The sequence below is a fragment of the Polaribacter sp. AHE13PA genome (assembly GCF_019278505.1).
Taxonomy (GTDB): domain Bacteria; phylum Bacteroidota; class Bacteroidia; order Flavobacteriales; family Flavobacteriaceae; genus Polaribacter.
In genome coordinates, this window is record NZ_CP058985.1 from 2,416,295 (window position 1) to 2,440,066 (window position 23,772).

At 31.3% G+C, this 23,772-nt stretch carries 15 protein-coding genes and 1 riboswitch; of the genes, 8 read left to right on the forward strand and 7 right to left on the reverse strand.

Going from position 1 to position 23,772, the window contains the following annotated elements:
• Window positions 1–29 precede the first annotated feature (29 nt).
• Window positions 30–3,434 (reverse strand): bifunctional aspartate kinase/homoserine dehydrogenase I, encoded by a 3,405-nt coding sequence (thrA, locus tag H0I28_RS10530; protein ID WP_218759069.1) that lies wholly within the window; start codon window positions 3,432–3,434, stop codon window positions 30–32.
• A 104-nt stretch (window positions 3,435–3,538) separates the two neighbouring features.
• Window positions 3,539–4,813, reverse strand: coding sequence for an O-acetylhomoserine aminocarboxypropyltransferase/cysteine synthase family protein (locus tag H0I28_RS10535; RefSeq protein WP_218759070.1), 1,275 nt, complete (start codon window positions 4,811–4,813; stop codon window positions 3,539–3,541).
• A 123-nt stretch (window positions 4,814–4,936) separates the two neighbouring features.
• Window positions 4,937–5,060, reverse strand: a riboswitch (SAM riboswitch).
• Between the two features lie 421 nt (window positions 5,061–5,481).
• Between H0I28_RS10535 and metK the strand changes: the two genes are divergently transcribed.
• From metK to H0I28_RS10575, 8 genes are all read left to right on the forward strand, one after another.
• Complete coding sequence (gene metK, locus H0I28_RS10540) at window positions 5,482–6,738, forward strand: methionine adenosyltransferase (RefSeq protein ID WP_208891070.1); 1,257 nt, start codon at window positions 5,482–5,484, stop codon at window positions 6,736–6,738.
• Window positions 6,739–7,112: 374 nt separating this feature from the next.
• Window positions 7,113–9,011 carry an NADP-dependent phosphogluconate dehydrogenase gene (gene gndA, locus H0I28_RS10545; RefSeq protein ID WP_254712764.1) on the forward strand — a complete coding sequence of 633 codons (1,899 nt, stop codon included), beginning with the start codon at window positions 7,113–7,115 and terminating at the stop codon, window positions 9,009–9,011.
• Between the two features lie 20 nt (window positions 9,012–9,031).
• Entirely contained in the window at window positions 9,032–10,306 is a 1,275-nt protein-coding gene (locus H0I28_RS10550) for an Nramp family divalent metal transporter (RefSeq protein ID WP_218759071.1), read from the forward strand.
• A 43-nt stretch (window positions 10,307–10,349) separates the two neighbouring features.
• Window positions 10,350–11,060: a FadR/GntR family transcriptional regulator gene (locus tag H0I28_RS10555; protein ID WP_218759072.1), complete on the forward strand. Its 711-nt coding sequence runs from the start codon at window positions 10,350–10,352 to the stop codon at window positions 11,058–11,060.
• A gap of 29 nt (window positions 11,061–11,089) precedes the next feature.
• Window positions 11,090–12,205: a polysaccharide lyase family 7 protein gene (locus H0I28_RS10560; RefSeq protein ID WP_254712765.1), complete on the forward strand. Its 1,116-nt coding sequence runs from the start codon at window positions 11,090–11,092 to the stop codon at window positions 12,203–12,205.
• A 56-nt stretch (window positions 12,206–12,261) separates the two neighbouring features.
• A complete protein-coding gene (locus H0I28_RS10565; protein ID WP_218731427.1) occupies window positions 12,262–13,032 on the forward strand; it encodes an SDR family NAD(P)-dependent oxidoreductase in 771 nt (256 codons plus the stop codon).
• A gap of 87 nt (window positions 13,033–13,119) precedes the next feature.
• Window positions 13,120–13,554, forward strand: a complete 435-nt coding sequence (locus H0I28_RS10570) for an RbsD/FucU family protein (RefSeq protein WP_218759074.1) — start codon at window positions 13,120–13,122, stop codon at window positions 13,552–13,554.
• A gap of 53 nt (window positions 13,555–13,607) precedes the next feature.
• Window positions 13,608–14,672, forward strand: coding sequence for a polysaccharide lyase family 7 protein (locus H0I28_RS10575; RefSeq protein WP_218731430.1), 1,065 nt, complete (start codon window positions 13,608–13,610; stop codon window positions 14,670–14,672).
• Between the two features lie 582 nt (window positions 14,673–15,254).
• Here the strand turns inward: H0I28_RS10575 and H0I28_RS10580 are convergent.
• The 5 genes from H0I28_RS10580 to H0I28_RS10600 form a co-directional block, all read right to left on the reverse strand.
• Complete coding sequence (locus H0I28_RS10580) at window positions 15,255–16,583, reverse strand: RagB/SusD family nutrient uptake outer membrane protein (protein ID WP_218759075.1); 1,329 nt, start codon at window positions 16,581–16,583, stop codon at window positions 15,255–15,257.
• Between the two features lie 19 nt (window positions 16,584–16,602).
• Window positions 16,603–19,794 (reverse strand): TonB-dependent receptor, encoded by a 3,192-nt coding sequence (locus H0I28_RS10585; RefSeq protein WP_218759076.1) that lies wholly within the window; start codon window positions 19,792–19,794, stop codon window positions 16,603–16,605.
• A gap of 731 nt (window positions 19,795–20,525) precedes the next feature.
• On the reverse strand, window positions 20,526–21,290 hold the full coding sequence (locus H0I28_RS10590) for an SDR family NAD(P)-dependent oxidoreductase (protein WP_165733151.1): 765 nt from the start codon (window positions 21,288–21,290) through the stop codon (window positions 20,526–20,528).
• A 32-nt stretch (window positions 21,291–21,322) separates the two neighbouring features.
• Window positions 21,323–22,621: an MFS transporter gene (locus H0I28_RS10595; RefSeq protein ID WP_218731434.1), complete on the reverse strand. Its 1,299-nt coding sequence runs from the start codon at window positions 22,619–22,621 to the stop codon at window positions 21,323–21,325.
• 17 nt (window positions 22,622–22,638) lie between these two features.
• Window positions 22,639–23,340 (reverse strand): FadR/GntR family transcriptional regulator, encoded by a 702-nt coding sequence (locus H0I28_RS10600; RefSeq protein ID WP_218731435.1) that lies wholly within the window; start codon window positions 23,338–23,340, stop codon window positions 22,639–22,641.
• Between the last annotated feature and the right edge of the window lie 432 nt (window positions 23,341–23,772).

Here is a 23,772-nt window from a genome sequence, read left to right on the forward strand (position 1 = left end):
AATACCGCCAACTCATAACTACCTACTATTTAATTATTATGCTTTGCTAATCTTAGAATATCTCCAAAAACACCTCTTGCAGTAACGCTTGCTCCCGCTCCTGCCCCTTGTATTACAATTGGTTGTTCTCCGTAAGATTCTGTATAAATTTCAAAAATTGCATCAGAACCTTTTAAAGAACCTAATGGAGTGCTTTTATCTGTAGAAACTAATTTCACTTCTAATTTCCCTTTATTTTGAGACAAATCTCCACTTAATTCACCAATATAACGTAAAACATGATTCGGTTCTTGGTTTTCTTTTATCTTTTGATATTCGTCATTCAATAAGTCTAATTTCCCTAAGAAATCAGCAGCAGAACCTTCTCTTAAATTTTCTGGAATTAAATTTTTAATTTCAACTTCATCAAATTCATTTTCTAACTCTAATTCTCTTGCTAAAATTAGTAATTTTCTAGCTACATCATTTCCTCCTAAATCTTCACGAGGGTCTGGCTCTGTAAATCCTTTATCAATTGCTTCTTGCAATGTTTTAGAAAAAGGAACATTTTCCGCAGAAAAAGTATTGAATAAATAACTCAAACTTCCAGAAAACACCCCTCTAATTTTAGTAATATTTTCTCCTGATTCATGCAATAAACGAATGGTATCAATTAAAGGTAAACCTGCACCAACATTGGTTTCATACAAATATTGTTTTTTGTACTCTTTTAACTTTGCTCTTACTTCTTTGTAGAAGTCAAAAGACAATGTATTTGCTATTTTATTACAAGAAACTAAATCGAAACCAGCTTCGATAAACGGAATGTAATTACTTACAAAATTGACGCTCGCTGTATTATCTACCGCTATTAAGTTTTCAAAATGATTTGCTTTTGCAAAAGCGATAATATCATCAACTGTTACATTTTCTTCCCCATTTTCTAATAAATTTTGTTTCCAATCTTTAGAAACTCCATTTTTATTCAGCAATACTTTTTTAGAATTTGCTACGGCAAAAACATTCAATTGAATTTTCCTACGCTCTAAAACAGATTGTGTGTTTTCTATAATTTGATCAATTAAAGTTCCACCAACCAAACCTTTACCAAAAACGGCAATGTTTATTTTTTTAGTAACTCCAAAAACTTGACCATGAATTACATTTACTGCTTTATGTAATTCGGTTTTTTTAACCACCAAACTCACATTTTTTCCAGTAACCGTATTATTGAATAAAAGTGGTACTATTTGATTTTTGATTAACGCATTATAAGGATGATGAAATTCACTTAAATCTTGACCAATAATAGAAATCACCGCAACATTACTTACAATAGAAATATGATTTACATCTTGCGAATAAAAATCATTTTCGAATTCTTTTTCTAATGCAGAAACCGCTTCAACCGCTCTATCTGCATCAATAATAAAACCGATTCCTCTTTCTGATGAACCTTGTGCAATTATACTTACACTAATATTACGATCACTTAAAACCTTAAAAATACGAGCATCAACACCCACTTTACCTAATAAACCTCTACCTTCAAAATTCAGTAAAGCAACATTATCTATGGTAGCAATAGATTTAATTCCTTTTGCTGATGAAGATTCTGATGTAATTAAAGTTCCTTTATCTTCTTTATGAAATGTATTTAAAATTCTAAGATTGATATTTTTCTCTAATAACGGAATAATGGTTTTTGCATGTAAAATAGTTGCTCCAAAATTGGCCATTTCATTGGCTTCAGAAAACGATAATTGTTCAATCTTTTTAGCATCTGCAACCAAATCTGGATTTGCTGTAAAAATTCCGCTTACATGTGTATAATTCTGTAACTCATCCGCATCTAAATAATTAGCCAATAAAGCTGCAGTATAATTACTACCATTTCTACCTAAAGTAGTGGTTTCTCCTTTTTTGTTGGATGCTATAAAACCTGTAACAATATTAACTGTTGTGTCATTATTTTTGAAAAAATTAATCACATTTTCTTTAGAAACCGTTGGAATAGGTTGTGCATTTCCAAAGTTTTCATCTGTAATTATTAAAGATCTAGAGTCTACAGCATTTGAAGAAATTTGCTGTTTCTCTAACAAACTAGCTACCAATTTTACAGATAACAATTCTCCTTGAGCTAAAACCTCATCTTTAATTTTATGACTATAATCTCCCAATAAAGAAACACCTTCAAAAATGGTTTCTAATTTAGAAAATTCTTGAGAAAAGTCTACAGAACTATTTGGTTCTGATTGATATGCTTTAAACTTTTCAAACTTTGTTTTATACTCCTTTTTTGATGCTGCCTTATCTAAAATATCTTCTAGTTCGTTTGTAGAATTTCCTCTTGCAGAGGCTACAACGGTTACTTTTATTCCGGCTTTATATTTACTTGCAATAATTTCTATTGCATTTTCTAATCCTTCACCATTGGCTAAAGATTTTCCTCCAAATTTTAAAACTTTCATCTTCTTCTCTCTATAATCTTTATTAAAAATAGGCTCAATAATTTTTTGCAACTGGTCATATTCCATCAAAAAAGCATCATGACCGTGCACAGAATTTATTTCATTATAGGTAACATTATCTTTTGTTAATGCTAACTTTTTATGCGTTTCTCTGTTTTCTTCCGCAGTAAAAAACAAATCTGAATCCACACCTATAATATGAATATTTGCATTAATTTTATCTAAAATCTCAATATCTTTTTGTCCTCCAATAGTAACATCAATCGTTTTTAATAATTGATTCATTAACTTATAAGAAGATAATTGATAACGTTCTTGCAATGATTTTCCGTGATGCAATAACCAACTTTCTACATCAAAAATATCTGAATCTTCTTTTTTAGATCGATGAAAGCGCTCTTTAAAACTTTCTGGAGTTCTGTAGCACAACATAGCGTGCATACGTGCATCATGAACAGGATTGCTAGAATTTACCAAAAATTGTTCTTGAATTTGACAATTGGCAATTAACCAATCTGTAGATTTCCAATCGGTTGCTATTGGTAAAAAATGTTGTGTTAAATTGTTGTTTAGCACCATCATTTCCCAAGCAATTCCGCCTCCTAAAGAACCTGCAATCAATGCAAATAGTTTATCAATTTTCAAAATTGATAAACCTTCTAAAAATATGTTTGCAACATCTCTAGCTATAAAGTCTTTATAATTATCAATTAAAATTCCATCGAAACCATTACCAGGAATATTAAAGGATAAAATGGTATAGGTTTTTGTATTAATCGCCTTTTCATCTCCAACAATATCTCGCCACCAACCTTCTTTACCTGCAACATAAGAGTTACCAGTAAGTGCATGATTTACCAAAATGATAGGAGCTGTCCCTAAATCTTGACCAAAAACCTGGTAACTTAAATTCATTTCCGAAATTAAGGCACCTGATTCTGTAGTAAAATCTTTTATTTTGATATGTTGTAATGGATGTTCCAAATTATTTACTGAATTTTAAATTATTGTCTGTTCGAGCGCAGTTGAGAACTCTTCTATTACAAAAAGTAAAAAAACCTTTCAATTACCCTCGAACAGACATCATTTTATATTTTTGAAAAAGCTGCTGTTAAATCTGCTTTTAAATCTTCTAAATCTTCAATACCAACAGACAATCTAATTAAATCTTGACTTACACCTGCACTTGCTTGTGCCACTTCATCTAATTGTTGATGCGTTGTACTTGCTGGATGAATTATTAATGATTTAGTATCACCAATATTTGCTAGTAAAGAGAATAATTTGGTATTATCTGCGATTGTTTTTGCTGCTTCAAAACCACCTTTTACTCCAAAAGTTACCAAACCACTTTGTCCTTTAGGCAAGTATTTATCTGCTAACGTTTTGTATTTATTACTTTTTAAACCTGGATAGTTTACCCATGTAACCTCTTCTTGCGCTTCTAACCAAGTTGCCAAAGCCAATGCATTTTCTGAATGTTGCTTAATTCTAACGGGTAAAGTCTCTAAACCTTGAATAATATTAAATGCATTTGTAGGACTTAAAGCTGCACCAAAATCACGTAATCCTTCTAAAATCAATTTAAAAGTAAATGCCGCTGCACCTAAAGCTTCATGATATTTTAAACCATGATACCCTGCAGAAGGCTCTGTAAATTCAGGAAATTTTCCGTTTGCCCAGTTAAAAGTTCCAGCATCAATAATTGCTCCTCCTAAAGAAGTTCCTTGTCCGCCAATGTATTTTGTTAAAGAATGAATTACAAGATTTGCTCCATGTTTAATAGGATTCAATAATGCAGGTGTTGCCACTGTATTATCAACTATAAAAGGAACTTCTGCTGCTTTTGCATGTTCAGAAATTACCTCTAAATCTAACACATCTAATTTAGGGTTTCCTAAAGATTCTACAAAAAATGCTCTTGTGTTCTCTTGAACTGCAGCTGCAAAATTATCTGGATTATCAGCATCTACAAACGTAGTTGTAATACCTAATCTTGGTAAAGTTACACTTAATAAATTGTAGGTTCCTCCGTATAAACTACTTGAGGCTACAATATGATCTCCTGCTTTTAAAAGCGTTAATAAACCAGTTGCAATTGCTCCTGTACCAGAGGCAAAAACTACGGCTCCAATTCCGCCTTCTACAGCTGCTAAACGATCTTGTAAAATTTGGTTTGTTGGGTTGTTTAATCGGGTATAAATAAAGCCTAATTCTTTTAATGAAAAAAGGTTTGCAGCATGTTCTGAGTTGTTAAAAACGTATGATGATGTTTGGTAAATAGGAACTGCTCTTGTACCTCCATTTTGTGTTACATCATGCCCTGCATGTAATGCGTTTGTTGCTAATTTGTGCGTACTCATTTTTCTATTTTTTTTGAGTTAATAAATAATTAAACCAAAAGTCGAATGCATCAAAAATTTGATGTACTTACTAGAAAAATGTTATTAAGAATTTTACAAATACACGGAAGTGTAATTGTTTACGGGTTATCTATCCAATTTCTGATAAATGAATCTGAAATTAAGTAGAATTTAGCACCTTCTTTTCCTCACGAAAAGGGTTGCTAAGGTTTCAACGGGTCTTTCCCTCCACCTTTCTTGATAACATTTCGATAAGTTATTGAACTTTCTGAATGCAAATATATGTTTAGAAAAATTTAATAACCAAGAAAAAACCGATTTATTTTTTTAGAAATATAAATATCACATTAAAACCCCTTGTTTAATAAGTATCAAACAAATAACAAACAATGAAGTTTGTTTTATTGATGATACCATAATAAAATATTATGCTGAAAAATTATGTTATTAGAATTTAAGCTGTAACTTTGCAAAGAATTTTAGAGGAAAAATTTGAACTGATTGCAACCTCTGACGCTGATATTTATATCTGCTGAAACAAAAAATGCTAAAGCAGTAATATTCTACTACTTTCAGCGACTTATGCAATCTCTTTTTATTTTTCTTGATTTCCAATAGGAAGAACACGTTTAAAAAAAATCAATTTTTAATATTAAAAAAGATTTATTATGTCATATTTATTTACCTCAGAAAGTGTTTCTGAAGGACACCCAGACAAAATTGCCGATCAAATTTCAGATGCTTTAATAGATAACTTTTTAGCATTCGACAAATCTAGTAAAGTTGCTTGCGAGACCATGGTAACAACCGGTCAAGTATTTTTAGCAGGAGAAGTAAAATCTAAAACGTATTTAGATGTACAGAAAATTGCTAGAGATGTAATTAACAAAATTGGTTACACCAAAGGTGCCTATATGTTTGATGGAAACTCTTGTGGAGTTTTATCTGCAATCCACGAACAATCTCCAGATATTAACCAAGGTGTTGATAGAGCAAACCCAGAAGAACAAGGTGCAGGAGACCAAGGAATGATGTTTGGTTATGCTACAGATGAAACGGAGAACTATATGCCTTTAGCATTAGAATTATCTCATAGGTTGTTAATTGAATTAGCTGCTTTAAGAAGAGAAAATAAAGATATTCCTTATTTACGTCCAGACGCTAAATCTCAAGTAACTATTGAATATTCTGATGATAATGTACCGCAAAGAATTGACGCTATTGTAATTTCTACACAACATGATGATTTTGACAAGTCTGATGATGTGATGTTAGCAAAAATTAAAAAAGACATTGTAGAAATTTTAATACCAAGAGTGGTTGCAAAATTACCTGCTCATCTTCAAAAATTATTTACAGATAACATTACCTACCACATTAACCCAACAGGTGTTTTTGTAATAGGTGGACCTCACGGTGATACTGGTTTAACTGGTAGAAAAATCATTGTTGATACCTACGGAGGAAAAGGAGCTCACGGTGGTGGTGCTTTCTCTGGAAAAGATCCTTCTAAAGTTGATAGATCTGGAGCATATGCAACAAGACATATTGCTAAAAACTTAGTTGCTGCTGGTCTTTGTAAAGAAGTTTTGGTACAAGTTTCTTATGCAATTGGTGTTGCAAAACCAACAAGTATAAATGTTGAAACGTATGGTACAGCTACTGTAGATTTAACTGATGGAGAAATCAGCAAAAAAGTAGAATCCCTTTTTGATATGCGTCCTTATTTTATAGAAAAACGTTTAAAATTAAGAAGCCCTATTTATTCTGAAACTGCTGCTTATGGTCACATGGGAAGAACTCCAGAAGTAAAAACAGTTACATTTACAAATCCTATGGGAGAGACTACCAGCGAAGAAGTAGAAACTTTTACTTGGGAAAAATTAGACTATGTAGATGCAATTAAAGAAGCTTTTAAGTTGTAAAACTTAAAAAATATAATATAAAAAAGCCTTTAGAATTAATTTTCTAGAGGCTTTTTTTATTGCATATCATTTACTCATATTTAAATTATCTTTATAAAACGAAACGTTTTCAACCCTCTTCTATTGATAAAAAATCAACCTATAAAATTTTACTTTAGTAATTTTTTTATCAAAATTATTCTTACTTCTAAAATTACATTTTACAAAAATCATATTCTAAGAAACTAGACAGATCAGAAGTCTGGTCTAACTTAAAACATCTTTAACACTAATTATCAAGCAATTATATGAATTTCAAAAAAAACAGGTGGATGTAATGGCTTTTAATTTAAAATACATATATTTGGGTGCCCAAACTGGTTAACCAAAAATATATGAGCGATTTAAAACCAAACATTACATTTATTATGGGAGTTTCTGGTTGTGGAAAAAGCACCATCGGTCACCTATTATCTAAAGAATTGAATGTTCCTTTTTTTGATGGAGATGACTTTCATCCTGAAAAAAACATTTTAAAAATGTCTAATGGAGAAGCCTTAAATGATGATGATAGATTCGGTTGGTTACAAACATTAAACAAGTTAGCAATAGAACAACTAAAAGATAAAGGTTGTATTATCGTTTGTTCTGCATTAAAAGAAAAGTATCGTACTATTTTAAATACAAACATAAAAGATAGTGTAAAGTGGGTTTTTCTTGATGGTTCTTTTGATCAAATTAAAGAAAGAATGAATCAACGAGAAGGTCATTTTATGAGTTCTGATTTATTGAAATCTCAATTTGATATTTTAGAAGCACCAAAAAACGCCATTAAAGTAGATATAAGTTTAACGCCTAAAAATATTGTAAAAGTGATTAGTAATGAATTATTAAAAAAATCGGAATTTGGATTATTCGGATTAGGAGTTATGGGGAAAAGTCTTGCTCGAAATTTAGCTAATAAAGGGTTTCATATATCGCTATTCAACAGACATGTTGCAGGTATAGAAGAAGATGTTGCTAAAAATTTTAAAACCGAATTCAAAGAATTATCAACAAGTCTTCCGTTTGATGATATAACATCTTTTGTAAACTCTCTAGAGAAGCCAAGAAAAATCATGTTAATGGTGAATGCAGGTAAAATTGTAGACAATGTTATTGAAGATCTATTGCCTTTTTTAGAAGATGGAGATATTTTAATAGACGGAGGAAATTCAAACTATAATAAAACAAAAGAACGTTTTGATTATCTAAAAGGCAAAAACATTCATTTTGTTGGAGCTGGAGTTTCTGGTGGTGAAGAAGGTGCTTTAAAAGGACCATCTATTATGCCCGGAGGAAGCAAAGAAAGTTATAAAGGCGTACAACCTTTTTTAGAAACAATCGCAGCTAAAGATGCCAACAACTTACCTTGTTGTACATATATTGGAACAGAAGGAAGTGGTCATTTTGTAAAAATGGTACATAATGGAATCGAATATGTAGAAATGCAATTGTTAGCAGAAGTGTTTGTAATGCTAAAAGCATTAGGTCATAATCCAGATGAAATAGCAGCCATTTTAGAATCTTGGAAAGAAACAACAAATAGCTACTTATTAGAAATTACCATTGATATTTTAAGAAAAAAAGAAGATGATGATTGGTTAGTAAACCAAATAATGGATAAGGCAGGTAATAAAGGAACAGGAAACTGGACTACCATAACTACCGCTCAATTAGGAGTACCAAGTTCTATGATTGCTACTGCCCTATTTGCTCGTTATACTTCTTTTTATAAAGAGGAAAGAATTGCTGCAAGTAAAAATTTAGAATCACGAAACAATACTAATTTTAACGTTGCCATTGATGATATTTTAAAAGCATATCAATTTGCAAGAATCATAAATCATTATCAGGGTTTTAAATTGATACAAGAAGCATCTAAAAGCTATCAATGGGATTTAAACTTGAGTGAGTTGTCTAGAGTTTGGACAAACGGTTGTATTATTAGATCTGATTTAATGATAGAATTAGTTACCGTTTTTAAATCTACAGACAATATTTTAACTGACAAAACCATCATTCATAAAATAAAAGCTTTAAAACCTAGTGTTAAAAAAGTGGTTTCTGAAAGTATTTTAAATGAATTACCGATTCCTAACTTTAGTGAATCTATCAATTTCTTAAACAGTTTTGCGATAGCAAATTCATCAGCAAATTTAATACAAGCACAACGCGATTATTTTGGTGCACATACCTACCAAAGAATTAATGACGATTCAAATAAATTCTATCATACTGAATGGAATAATTAACTAAATAAAAACAATTAACTATGACAACACCCCAAAATAAAAAGTCATTCCTACAAAAAATAATAGCAGTTATTTTAGGATTTGGCCCTGGGATTTTCGCCATTGGATATACCATTGGTACAGGTAGTGTAACTTCTATGATTGTTGCAGGTAGTAAATTTAACATGCAACTCTTATGGGTACTTTTAATAAGTTGCCTTTTCTCTGGAGTACTAATGTTTACTTATGGAAATTACGCTTTAATAACAGGAAAAACAGCTCTTTATGGCTTTAAAAAACATTTTAAATATGGTAAAATATTCGCCATTTTAATTATTGTTGGTATCACCTTTGGTCAATGGAACTCATTAATGGGAATTTTAGGTATTTCTGCCAATATTATTTTTGAAATATTAGCCATGAATTTTGAAGGTTTAATCGCCTATAAATATGAAACCGTTTTAATTACTGCAATTGTAATAATTATTACTTTTTACTTATTAATGCTGGTAGGTAGATACACCTTTTTCGAAAAAATACTTGTCATTTTTGTAAGCTTAATGGGGCTTTCATTTATACTTTCTTTATGTTTTGTACAACCACTTTCTATAGATGTAGTTAAAGGTTTAATACCAACAATACCAGACGTAGCAGGTGGTAAAATGTTAGTTGCAGCCTTTGTTGGTACTACAATGGCATCAGCCACTTTTTTATCAAGACCTTTGTTTGTAAAAGGAAAAGGATGGACTATAAAAAATTTAGATCAACAAAAAAAGGATTCTATAACTGCAGCAATTTTAATCTTTATTATTAGTGGTGTTATTATGGCAGTCGCTGCGGGTGCATTATATTACCAAGGTAAAGAAGTTACACAAGTTTTAGATATGGCAAATACTTTAGAGCCCGTTGCAGGAAGTTGGGCGGTTTCAATTTTCTTTTTTGGAGCATTAAGTGCTGGTTTATCTTCTATTTTTCCATGCTTATTAATTGCTCCTTTATTAATTGCCGATTATCAATCTGGAGAACTAGATACCAATTCACGTCAATTTAGAATCATAACTGCAATTGCATGTTTAGTAGCTTTAATAGGTCCTGCTTTTGGAGCAAACCCAATAGAAATTCAAATTTTATCGCAAGTTTTTAATGTGTTTGTTTTACCAATTGTTATTCTAGGAATAATTTTAATCGTAAATAACAAAAAAATAATGCAGGGTTACGAAACAAGTCTATTTGTAAATATAGGATTGTTTGCTTCACTCCTTTTTGCATGCATCATTTCTTATAATGGAATATTAGCTCTTATAGAATATTTTTAATACAAAACACAAATCCCTTTAACACAAAAGAATAATCAATTTCATGAAAATAAGTCTGATAGATACGAACGCAAAGAAAACCTCAGAAAACATTGTGATTTGCATGATTAGAGATTTAATTAACTCTAAAAATTTAGAACGAGGAGACAAACTACCTTCCGAAAGAATTATGTCGGAAAAGTTTGATATCAAAAGAAATCACATTAGAGAGGCAATCAGAAAGTTAGAGTTTTATGGAATCATAAAATCAATGTCTCAAAGCGGTACTATTTTAAATATTGGATTAACAGGTTTTAACGGAATGGTAGATGAAATTATTTCTTTGAACACTCCAACTTTTAATGAACTCGTAGAAACCAGAATATCATTAGAGTTAAAGACTGTTAGTTTAGCTGCTCAGAGGAGAACAGAGACGGACTTAAAACGAATAAAGGACACCTTAAATGATTTTAAAGCTAAAATTACTGAGGGAGATGATTATTTAGAAGAGGATTTATTATTTCATTTAGCCATCGCAAAAGCAAGTAAAAACAATACAATGATTTCATTAATGCTTTTAATTACGCCTCCTATCCTTGCTACTTACGACAGAAAAACGGTGTGTGAAGGAGATAAATTGATTTCTGAAATAAAAAAACATGAAGATATTTATTTAGCCATAGAGTCTCAAGACCTTGAACTTGCAACGGACATGATGAAACAACATTTTAATAAATTATCTAAACATATTACAAGTAGTGATTCAAAAAAATAAACTTAAATAAAAATAAAATGAACAAAAAAATGATTAAATCGGTATCAACCATCTTTATATTTAGCATTCTATTAATATTAAGTAGTTGTAACAACAAGCCAAAAAAGGCTGATAAAAAAGAAGCTGAAAAAGAAGTTGCAAAAACAGTTTACCCTAGTGACGTTATTCCATTTTTCGATCATTGGAAATTAATATTAGGAGACGGTTCTAATGCTGGAATTGCAAATAATTTTGAAAACAAAGATTTCTTTTACGCTACAAACGATAAAAAAGAAGATTGGGTTGTTTTTAAATCACCTAACGGAGGAAACACACACGGAACGTCAAACAACACAAGAACAGAATTAGCACAAGTAAAAAAGTGGTATCCAAAAACAGCGAATGACAAATTAACCGCTACACTTAAGGTAATGAATGTATCTGCAACTGGAGACGCTCGTGTAGCAGCTTCACACGCCGTTGTTGTTGGTCAAATTCATAGTGCAGACAAACATGAAAACGAACCTCTTAAAATATTTTATAAAAAATACCCTAGTCACACAAAAGGATCTGTGTTTTGGCATTATGAAATAAATACGGCAGGAGACGATAATTCTGGAAGATGGGATTATTCTTATGCTGTTTGGGGTGATGACTTTTCAGTTGTTGGTACAGATGCAAATACACCGCCAGAAGAACCAAAAGACGGAATTGCATTGGGAGAAGAATTTAGTTATGAAATTGAAGTGAAGGATGGAATCATGAACTTAAAATTTACAAGTGAAGGACACGAAACTAAAACATTTACAAAAAACTTAATTGAATCTGAATACACAACAAAAGCAGATATACCAGAACAAACTAAAAAATTATTTGGGCCACTTGGTCAAGATGGTGTAGAACGTAAAGAAGCTTACGCAGGTGAAGGTTGTTTTTTTAAACTTGGTACTTACAATCAAACAAATGGAAAATCTCCAGAAGAAAATAAAAACTGGTGTTCTGGTGCAGAAACACATGGAGGAGATCTTAAAAAACAATATGCAGATGGCAACTATGCAGAAGTTTGGTTTAAAACAGCTAGCATCACTATAAGCAGTAATTCTGTTTCTAACGATGGTTATTTCTCTAAAAATGATTTACTGTACCAAAAAGAAACAAAACACTAAAAGAAATATTTTATTTATTAGTCCATCAAAAAAAATCTAACAGACACAAGAATAACATGAAGAACGATAACAAATTAGTTGGAAAAAACATATTAGTAACAGCTGGTGCTCAAGGAATTGGAGAATCCATCACTAAACATTTTATTGATAATGGTGCACACGTAGCAATCCATTATTTTTCTAGTGCAGATACTGCAAACCAATTAGTAGAATACGCAACTAGTAAAGGACAGAAAGCAATTGCTATTGCAGGAGATTTAACCAAAGAAGCAGATGCTAATAAAGTAGTAGAAAAAACAATAGAAGCATTAGGTGGTTTAGATATTCTAATTAATAATGCAGGATCTCTTGTTGCAAGAAAACTAATAGGAGAAATGGAAGCTGAATTCTGGCATAAAGTAATGGACATTAACATGACCTCTATGATGTTTGTAACAAAAGCTGCAGTACCTCATTTAGCAAAAAATAACCATAGTAGTATTGTTAATTTGGCGTCTCTTGCAGGACGTAAAGGTGGCCACCCAGGATCTTTAGTTTACGCTACCAGTAAAGGTGCTATTCTAACATTTACAAGAGCACTTTCTACCGAATTAGGTCCTCAAGGAACAAGGGTAAATGCAGTTGCTCCAGGACTTATTTTGGGTACTTCTTTCCATAACACACACACAACAAAAGAATCTGCAGCAGAAACTACAGCAGGAATTCCAATTCAAAGAGCTGGTAATGCTGCGGACGTAGCTCGTGCTGTTTTATTTTTAGCATCAGAATATGATGGATTTATTACAGGTGCAACCTTAGATATTAATGGTGGTGTTTACAATATGTAATTATAGCTTTTAATAAGAATTTAAAACACTAGGAACTATACTAATCTCTAGTGTTTTAAATTTAATCAATTAATAAAAAATTAAATTATGTTAAAAACGGCAGTAATACACCCTACAATAATGGAAGTGCTTGCAAGATCGGGTCACTTTGCACAAGTTGTTATCGCAGATGGTAATTTACCAGTTGGAGCAATGACAGGACCAAACTCAACTACAGTACACCTTAATTTTCGTCCAGGGCTTTTAGATGCACTTACCATTCTAGAAGGCATCCTAGAAGTTTGTCCTATTCAAGGTGCAATCGTTATGGAAAAGCCAGCAGAAGCAAATGCAGAAATTCACCATGAATATAAAAATTTATTGGGTGATGTAACTTGGGATGAAATGGAACGTTATGCTTTTTATGATAAAATTAGAGACCAAAATACAACCTTAATTATCCAAACAGGAGAACAACGTCGTTTTGCAAATTTGATTTTAACTGTTGGTGTTGTTAAAATGGCAGAAGAAAGCAACTTTTAAAAACAAAATACCGAGTGCATTTATAAGAATTATATATCTAAAATAGAAACAAAATGAAAATAACAATCACTAAATCATCTTTACAGTCTTTTTTAATGATAAGCTTAGGTTTATTATTAATTGGTTGTTCTACTCCAAAGAAAAAAAAAGAGCCGTCTAAAGAATTAATAGCAGTCACTTACCCTAGTGATGTATTACCCTTTTTAAATGAATGGAGTATTCTTTGTGGAGATGGTACAAAATATAAAGAATTAGTAGACGTAGAACATAAAGACTTTTTTTATGTAGAAAATGAAAAAGGAACTGATTGGGTAGTGTATAAAACGCCTAACGCTGGTATTACTTCTAGAACATCTAGTAATACAAGAACAGAATTAGGTCAGAAAAAACATTGGATACCAGAAACAGGTGGTAAATTAACGGGTACCTTAAAAGTACAACATGTTTCTACTTCTGGTGACGCTAGAGTAGCCGCTTCTTATTCTGTTGTAGTAGGACAAATTCATAGTGATGAAGGTCATGAAAATGAACCAATCAAAATATTTTATAAAAAATTTCCTGGTCATACAAAAGGATCTGTTTTCTGGAATTATGAAATTAATACAAAAGGAGATAATTCTGGAAGATGGGATTATTCATCAGCCGTTTGGGGAAATGACATGTCTGTTGTTGGACCTGATGCTACCACATATCCAGAAGAACCTAAAGATGGAATTGAATTAGGTGAGGAATTTAGTTATGAAATTAATGTATATAAAGGTATCATGTATTTAACTTTTACAAGCGAAGGACATGAAACAATTAAGTTTACTAAAAATTTATTAAAATCCGAATTTTCAACAAAAGCAGATATTCCTCAACAAATACTATCACTTTACGCAGCAATAGGTCGCGATGGTGTAGAACGAGAAAATGCATATGCTGGAGAAATAAATTATTTTAAACAAGGTGCATATAATCAAACAAACGGTAAAAACCCTGAAGATAATATTGTTTGGAGCACTGGATCTGAAACTTACAATGGAGATATCGCTAAACAATATGCCAACGGATGCTATGCAGAAGTTTGGTTTAGAGAGGGAACTGTAGGAGAAGGTACTTTACCTGATGAGGAATAATATCAATTTTGAATTAATAACTTCATTATAAAAAAGGATCAACTTATTATATTTATTTAAAGCTCAGAATACACTTCATTGGTATTTTGAGCTTTTTTTATGACTAAAAATAAAGTCTAAATACAATTAAACCTTCATCAATTACAACTTACTACTCTGATAAATATCATTACATTATTCTTAATAGGAAAGAATATAATCATCTTAATATCTAATATTCTCGAATATAAAACGTGTACAAACTATTAAATAAGATACCGCCTTATTTGGTAATCATCTTTTATTAAGGGTAAACAATTCAATAAATTCTCTTTAGTTTTCAAATTTCTTTAGTGCTTAACACTTAAAATCATAGGTTAACTGCTATATGTTATCAGTAAAACCATTTACGATCCTTAACAGATAACAAAACCAATAACATCTTTTAAGATAACTTTTATACATGTTTAAAAATAAAGACTAAAACAAACCATGTGCTATATTAATAATATTACAAAATAATTTTATTAGAATACAAAAAAAGGGTTGCAACTTTTAAAAGTTGCAACCCTTAGTAAAAAACCAATTTAAAAAACTTAATTATTAGTAACCTGCATTTTGAGTAATTACTCCATTGGTTGCTGTTATTTCTGAGGTTGGAATTGGAAATACATAATAGTTAGGATTAACTGATAATCCCATTTCAGCATCAACTGTACCTGTTCTTACCAAATCGAACCATCTATGTCCTTCTAAAGCTAACTCTAACCTTCTTTCATTTGCAATTGCTTCTCTAACATCTGCTTGAGAACTGATTGTACCTGTTAAACTACTTAAACCTGCTCTACTTCTTATATCATCTAACATAGGAAGTACAGTGCTTGCAGGAGAACTCGTTTCGTTTAAAGCTTCTGCATACATTAGTATCACATCAGACAATCTCATTTCAATAAAATCTTGTTCTAAACCTCCTGTATATTTTACAGCTACTCCATTAGCAGCATCAACTGTTAACGCTTTTCTTAAGTCTGTATTTCCATCAGCTGCACTACTAGTATCAAATGCAGCAGTTAAACGTGGGTCTAACGGTGTAAGAGATTTTGTGTCAGCACCTTCAAACCATCCTACAAATGTAGAAGATATAGAAGAACCATCAGCAATTGAAACAGAGGTTGATAATTGAGTTGCAAATAATCTTTCTGAACTTAAATCAGTTACAACATCTTCAAAGTTAGCTTCTAAACTAACACCTGCTGCAGATGCACCACTTACAACAGCTGCAAGCTCTGTTACTGCACTCGTAAAATTATTTCTGTGCATATATACTTTTCCTAAAAATGCACGTGCAGCAATTTGTGTTGCTCTACCTTCTTCTAATCCAGAATTGTCTAAACCTGCTATAGCATCTTGAAAATCTGGAATAATTACATTATTATAAATGTCTTCAGTCGGTTGTCTCTCCAAAATAGATAAATCTGAAGTACTTGGCGTAGCAGATAAATTTACTGCAACATCACCAAAAATTGTTACAAGTTTAAAATAAGATAAACCTCTTAAAAACTTTGCTTCTGCTACCTCTGTAGACTCCGATGAGTTTTCTATTACATTGTTTGCACTTAAGATTGACTTGTACAAGTTTGTATAAATTGGATTAAAAAAGGCTTCAGTCATATCTCCACCTGATAAATCTGGATTATAGGTATCTAAAGATGTAAATGGATCTTCTAACATTAACATGTTATCTGCTCTAAAATCACCTAAAACTACTTGTGACATTGCAACTCCTGTATGATAATAATATGCTGCATTTAAAACAGGACCATATACTTCTAAATTACTTGATTCTAAATCTAAAGCTGGTGTTTGTTCTAAGTCATTATCGCATGATGTAAATAACATCATCGCTGTTAATACTATATATATAGTTTTCATTTTTCTCATTTTTTCTTAATTAAAAATTAACATTTAATCCAAAAGTAAAACTTCTAACAATTGGACTTGCACCTTCTTGGTATCCGTAAGTTGTAGGACCTCCATAGTTACTATTTTCAGTCTCTATCCCTTCAGGATTAAATGAAGTATAATCATTACCCATTATATATAACAAATTTGTACCTGCAAGATATAATCTCAATGAGCCAATACCCATTTTACTTGTAAAATCTGAATTAAGAGTATAACCGATAGTAAGGTTTCTTAGTGCGATGTATGAGGCATCTTGAATTAATGCACCATGTACATCTCTAGTTTGTAAATAATGTTTACCATTATTATCAGCAATACCGTCACTATTAGCATCAAAAGCAGTGTTTGTTGCATCACGGAATTGAGATTGCCAATAGATAGGATCGATATTATATAATTCTGCCCCTTGAGATCCTTGTAACTGGAATGATAAATCAAATTCTTTATAATTCATATTACTTGATACTCCCCAATAAAAATCTGGAGTAGCAGAACCTAACTTTACGTAATCATCTTCATACGTTATTTGACCATCATTATTTTGATCTACTACGTATTGTACACCACTAGTATAACCTATAGATCTTGTTGGGTCTTCTATATAAATAGATTCTACTTGACCTGCGCTTTCATATCCCCACATTTCACCAAGTTCTCCACCAACATAATTTCTAAACTCAACACCTCTACCACTAGGACCTCCATATATTTGACGAGGTAATTCGTCTACAGCTCCTAAACTTGTAATTTCTGAATTAACAGTAGATAAATTCGCACCCATACTCCAAGTAAACTCATCATTTTGGATAATTCTAGCATTTAATTCTAACTCTAAACCAGAACTAGTAATATCTCCACGGTTAAGTCTAACCTGATCTGTACCAAGAACTTCAGAAACACTTTGTTGAATCAACATGTTATTCACATCTGATGTATAATAGTCTACACTAAATTTTAAACGATTGTCTAAAAATCCTGTGTCAACACCATAATTAGTTTCTTTATTTGTTTGCCAAGTTAAATCAGCATTTGCAACCTCATCAGGAATTAAAAATCCTGTACCAAAAGCAGTTGACGAAGTTCCTAAAACACTTAATGAACTGTAAGATCCTAAATCAGATGAAGTTCCTAAAGATCCCATACTAAATCTAAGTTTTAATGTACTTAATGTTTCATTGTCTTGTAAAAAATCTTCTTTATGTACATTCCAACCTAAAGAAACTGCTGGAAATACTGCATATTTTTCATTAGCTCCAAAACGAGAATCACCATCTCTTCTAACAGATGCAGATACTAAATATTTATCGTCATATGCATAAGCAACTCTACCAAAAATACCTCTTCTTGCTTGCACTTCATCAATTCTGTTAGATACTACATCTTCAGCATTAAATAAAGAATAATTTAAAGGTAAACTAATTGGCACATTTGATCCATAAGATTCTAAACCTTTAAATTTTGTACTTACAAGTTCAACTCCAACTACAGCAGAAAGATCATGCTTATCAGCTATTACTGTTGCGTAATCTAAAGTAGTTGTACTTAAAATGGTAGATTTTTTAATATCTGAAATATCTAAAGCAGTCTGATTAGAACGTTGTTGACCATCTGATAATATTCCTCTATAATAATACAACTGTACATCTTGTACATCTGCTCCAAAAATGGTTTTGATATTTAACCCATCAGCTATTTCATATTGTAAATAAGAACTTACATTACCATAAAATGTTTTTTTGGTTCTTTCTGAATTATCAAATTTAGCAGCTACACCTGCATCACCAGTTCCTCCAATACCATTCTGATTTCTACCATATTGCCAATCATGAGCAACATCACCAGGTTGTAAATCATAAATACTTGTAGCATCTAAACCTATACCTCTATAATCTTGGTCAAATGAACGACCAATATTATTACCTGTAAAACCAGAGTCTGCTAATGCTTGTCTTCTAGTATCTAATTCTTGAACAAAATCAATTGAAGATTGCGTATGGTAAATAGGACTAATACTATATGCTCTTAAAAGATCTCTCATTTCCCAAGGCACAATATCTTGGTTACCATAAAACCCATTCATACTTAATCCTGCCTTAAATTTATCATTCAAATTAGCATCAATATTCATACGTCCATTAAATCTTTCATAACCTTGTCCTTTAACAATACCTTCAGTATTTAAATACCCTACAGAAGCAAATGCTTTTATATTTTCTGATCCACCACTCACACTAAAATCATGACTAGTTGTAGAACCATCTTGGAAAAGCCAATCTTCTATACTTACAACATCTGGTGCATTCTCATAAGCCCATAATCTATAATCTAATAATCCAGCATCTGTTTGTGTAAGATCATAAGCATCTGTCTGCAATTCTTTTGCCCATTCTCCAGAAGTTTTAAGCATATCAATGTCTTTCACATATTTTCTAGAAACACTTGTATAGGCATTATAACTGAAATTTAATTTCCCTGTCTTTCCTTTTTTAGTAGTAATTAAAATTACACCATTTGCACCCAAAGAACCATAAATGGCAGCAGAAGCAGCATCTTTTAATACTTCCATGCTCTCAATATCATTTGGATTAACTGTTGCTAAATTTCCAGAAATAGGAAATCCATCTACAACAATTAATGGATCTGAATTACTTGAAAGAGATGATCCTGTTCTAATTTGAATTTTTGGATCTGAACCTGGCTCTCCACTTTGGTTTTGAATTAAAACACCAGATAACTTACCTGTTAAGGCCTCATCTACACGCGCAACTTGAACAGATGCAAGGTCTTCTCCACCTATTTTAGAAATTGAACCTGTAAGGTGAGATTTTTTACTAGTACCATAACCTACCACAATAATCTCATCAAGTGCACTAGCATCTTCTACTAAATTTACATTGATATTATTTCTATTGTCTACTTTTACTTCTAGCGCTGCAAAACCTAAATAGCTAAAAACTAAAGTAGCATCTCCATTAGAAACTGTTAAAGAATAGTTTCCATCAAAATCTGTTGAAGTACCATTTGTTGTTCCTTTCTCTTGAATACTAACCCCAGGTAGCAAGCCTTCACTTACACCTCCTGTTACAGTACCTGTTACTTTCTGCTGAGAAAAAGCAAAAAGCGATGCTAACAAAAAGAAGCATGTACTTAATTTTTTAATAATGTTGTGTTTCGACATAATAAAATTTAATTTTAATTAATTAAAGAGTTATATTTTTAATTGGTAATCCAATTTGGTCACCCAAACTGGTTAACCAATATGGTTTTTCAAATATACAATTATATTTGAATTAACAATATATTAACTCTAAAATATTCTAAATTAACCTCTAAAAACTTCAACAACTTTCAAAAAAACACATAAACACCACTATTACAAAGAGATGACATTAATTTACACAAATAAAAAAATGAGCTATTATTGAGGTAATTTTAACCAATATCAACGTTTTAAAAACCATTTAAGAGTTCTTTTCACGATCAGTTGAACGTATAATTAAAAGAATAAAGCTCGCAGACTGAACTTAATTATCCTAAGAAATAATATGATTATGTAATTTTTTGATTTTTTTATTAAAATCTAATCTTAATAATCACATTGTAGATAACATAAATTGTTCATTAAGTACAAACACTTTTTAAAGAGTGAGAAACACACAATAGCCATTTGATTTTGTGCGACAAACATATTTGTAAACAGGAGCGTGATTAGAATTACAAAGAATATGGTAATAATTTTTTAAACTTTTACATCTAAAATTCAATAGAAGGGTAAACTAAAAATTGTAATGAATTCTTTAAAATTAAATACACAACTAATATTTACAATAATTTCTAATACTAAAATTAGAACAAAAAAAAACTCCTTTACATATAATGTAAAGGAGTTGTATATAAAAAAAAATCTAATTAGATACCTAATGCTTGACCACCACCAATTTGGATAGTTTCTGCAGTAATAAAAGCAGCATCTTTACTAGCTAAGAAAGCAACTACACCTGCCACATCTTCTGGCTGACCTAATCTTCCTAACATAATACTATTTGCCCAAGAAGCAAAAACTTCTGGCTTAGTAGCTTTAATTTGAGCATGAAAAGGAGTATCAATAGTACCAGGAGATACTGCATTTACTCTAATACCATATTCTGCTAAATCTTTTGCTAACGCTCTTGTTATTGCATGAACACCTGCTTTAGAAGTACCATAGATTCCTGCTCCTGGTCCACCTGCATTCCAACCAGCGTTAGAAGTATAGTTAACGATTGAAGCATTGTCACTTTTCTTAAGGAAAGGAATTGCTGCTCTAGAAGCAAAAAATGCTGAGTCTAAGTTTAAAGCCATTACAAATCTGTAAAATTCAGTTGTCATTTCTTCAAATCTAGATCTACCACCTAAACCACCTGCGTTATTAACTAACACATCAATTTTACCAAACTTTTCACCAATTTTATTGATGTTTGCAGTTACTTCTTCTTCTTTAGTAACATCAAAACCATAGTATTCTGCAGTAATTCCTTCTGCAGTTAACTCTTCTACTCTTTTAGCTCCTGCTTCATCTTCTATACCGTTTAATATAACAGTATAACCATCTTTTCCTAATCTTTTTGCTACTGCAAAACCAATTCCTCCTGTTGCTCCAGTAATTACAGCAACCTTGTTGTTTAATGTACTCATTTAAATTATTTTTAAATATTAATTATGTTATATTAAATTTTTGTAATCGACTTAACTTTTGGTATAAATACCCAAACACTTACTAAAGTTAAGATAGCTAATCCAGCACCAATAACAAATGCAGGTGTATAATTACCACCACTTGTTAACCAAGGCACTAAATATGTTAAACCAGCAGCAGTCAGTTTAGCAGCCATACCAGAAAGTCCAGATAAGGTACCTACTGTTTTTCCACTAAAAAGATCACTTGTTAAAGTTTGAACATTTCCAATCGCTGTTTGAAATCCGAATAAAATAACAGCCATAATAATTACTGCAGTTGTTGGTCCTCCAGGACTAGCCATAGCCAATAATGCTGGTAACATTATTAGACAACCTAATGTAATTATCATTTTTCTGGTCTTGTTAATAGTCCATCCTTTTTTAAGTCTGTTTTGTGCCAAAAGACCACCAAACCAAGCTCCTAACATAGCTCCTGCATAAGGCACCCAACCATAAAGTCCGATAGATTTTACATCCATACCATACACTTCATTTAAATAGATTGGTATCCAAAAAACAAACAACCACCAGATAGGATCAATAAATGCTGATGCTAATATTACACCCCAACTTTCTTTATGACCTAATAACTCTTTTGTATCTGGATTGTATTCCTGATCATTTACTCCATCTCCATCAAAATCTTCATTCTTTTGACCTGTTAAGATATAATCACGCTCTTCATCTGTAATCCATGGGTGATTTATTGGTGGCGCTTTTACTAAAATTAACCAAGGCACCAACCATAGTAAACCTGCTAAACCAATTAAAATAAATATACCTTTCCAACTAAAATACACTGTTAAAAAAGCAATTAACGGAATGGAAATAATTCCACCTATCGCAGCTCCTGAGTTAAAGATACCTTGTGCAAGTGCACGTTCTTTAGTAGGAAACCATTCTGCATTTCCCTTTGTAGCACCTGGCCAGTTTCCTGCTTCAGAAACTCCTAAGATTGCACGGAATATACCAAAACTTAAAACTCCTTGAGCAAATGCGTGTAATGCTGTAGCAACAGACCACACACCAATAGACAAAACAAACCCGAATCGTGTACCTACCCAATCAAATATTTTCCCAAATATTGCTTGTCCGAAAGCATAAGAAAATACGAAAATAATTGAAATAAGAGCATAAATTGCTTTCGTTTCATCAGCTGTATGCCCGGGATATAAATCCTTGGCTATTTCTGGCCAAAGGACACTTAATGATGTTCGGTCAATGTAATTAATAATAGTAGCTATAGCAATCAATGCGACGACCCACCAACGTAATCCTTTTACTTTCATTTTATATACTTATTTAATTAAACATTATAACAATATGTATAGAGCTCTCTAAAATGCTCTTTCATTTTTAGTTTTGCCATTTGAGGGTCTTTAGCTTTAATAGCTTCAAAAATAGCCTGGTGATCAGCGATTCCTCTATGCGCTAAGTCTGCATCACAAACATGGTGCTCCTTAAAGTTTGTAATAATTTCTGGAGTAATAATCAACATAAATGTATTCATAGTGCTGTTACGACAAGCCTTTGCTATTGCTAAATGAAATAACAAGTCTTCTTGTACAGCGTCTTCTCCATTAAGCACCTTTTCTTTGTGTGCTTCTAACGCTTCCTCTATTTTTAGTAAATCATCATCCGTTCTCCTTAATGCAGCTAATCTTACAGTTTTTAATTCTAATAGTATTCTAGTTTCTACTAGAGATTTAAAACCTGATTTTTCTAATCTTAAAATATCGTCTATCATACCATTCATAGCAATAACACCAATATTAGCTACAAATGTTCCACTTTGTGGAATGGATTTTAGAAGGCCATAAAATTCTAATTTCTGAATCGCTTCTCTTACGTTACTTCTACTCACTACAAATTTTTCTGAAAGCATCCTTTCAGAAGGTAATTTATCTCCAGGTTCTAAATTTTTATAATTAATAAGTTCTTTAATTCCTTTAATTATTAAATCCTGGATTTTTTGATTTTCATTTTTTGTAAGCACCTCTAATTTCATTTATTCAAATTTTATAGTTTTATGACTTACTAACATTATTTTTAAAAGAAACATTGTCATAAAAATTAAATTAACCGTTATACTAATTGTTAATTGTTTTGAATTATTTATTATAATTCTAGAAACTTTAATTAACCTTTTAAACTTTAAATACTGCTATTTTATAGTTAAAATAAATTGGTTTTTAAAGAACATCTAAAACAAGCTTACTTCTGGTTTACCAAATTGGTTTACCAGTTTCAGTTTTTCAAAGATATACTATTTTTTTTACCTATAAAACACTTTATTAATTAATTCACTAAACTATTGTAATTTAATTAAAATGACAAATTATGTTTTATTGAAGATTATTCTACTTAAAATTCTAAACAAATTATTGACTTAATAATAATTATTTTACTAAGAAGTTAATCGTTAGTTATCTATTAATTT

What these genes read in the sequence shown, in the direction of transcription:
- H0I28_RS10535 (WP_218759070.1), bottom strand. Translation starts at nt 4,813, where the DNA reads ATGAGTACGCACAAATTAGCAACAAACGCATTACATGCAGGGCATGAT.
- H0I28_RS10555 (WP_218759072.1), top strand. Translation starts at nt 10,350, where the DNA reads ATGAAAATAAGTCTGATAGATACGAACGCAAAGAAAACCTCAGAAAAC.
- H0I28_RS10550 (WP_218759071.1), top strand. Translation starts at nt 9,032, where the DNA reads ATGACAACACCCCAAAATAAAAAGTCATTCCTACAAAAAATAATAGCA.
- H0I28_RS10565 (WP_218731427.1), top strand. Translation starts at nt 12,262, where the DNA reads ATGAAGAACGATAACAAATTAGTTGGAAAAAACATATTAGTAACAGCT.
- H0I28_RS10585 (WP_218759076.1), bottom strand. Translation starts at nt 19,794, where the DNA reads ATGTCGAAACACAACATTATTAAAAAATTAAGTACATGCTTCTTTTTG.
- H0I28_RS10575 (WP_218731430.1), top strand. Translation starts at nt 13,608, where the DNA reads ATGAAAATAACAATCACTAAATCATCTTTACAGTCTTTTTTAATGATA.
- H0I28_RS10580 (WP_218759075.1), bottom strand. Translation starts at nt 16,583, where the DNA reads ATGAAAACTATATATATAGTATTAACAGCGATGATGTTATTTACATCA.
- H0I28_RS10560 (WP_254712765.1), top strand. Translation starts at nt 11,090, where the DNA reads ATGATTAAATCGGTATCAACCATCTTTATATTTAGCATTCTATTAATA.
- H0I28_RS10590 (WP_165733151.1), bottom strand. Translation starts at nt 21,290, where the DNA reads ATGAGTACATTAAACAACAAGGTTGCTGTAATTACTGGAGCAACAGGA.
- H0I28_RS10600 (WP_218731435.1), bottom strand. Translation starts at nt 23,340, where the DNA reads ATGAAATTAGAGGTGCTTACAAAAAATGAAAATCAAAAAATCCAGGAT.
- metK (WP_208891070.1), top strand. Translation starts at nt 5,482, where the DNA reads ATGTCATATTTATTTACCTCAGAAAGTGTTTCTGAAGGACACCCAGAC.
- H0I28_RS10595 (WP_218731434.1), bottom strand. Translation starts at nt 22,621, where the DNA reads ATGAAAGTAAAAGGATTACGTTGGTGGGTCGTCGCATTGATTGCTATA.
- gndA (WP_254712764.1), top strand. Translation starts at nt 7,113, where the DNA reads ATGAGCGATTTAAAACCAAACATTACATTTATTATGGGAGTTTCTGGT.
- H0I28_RS10570 (WP_218759074.1), top strand. Translation starts at nt 13,120, where the DNA reads ATGTTAAAAACGGCAGTAATACACCCTACAATAATGGAAGTGCTTGCA.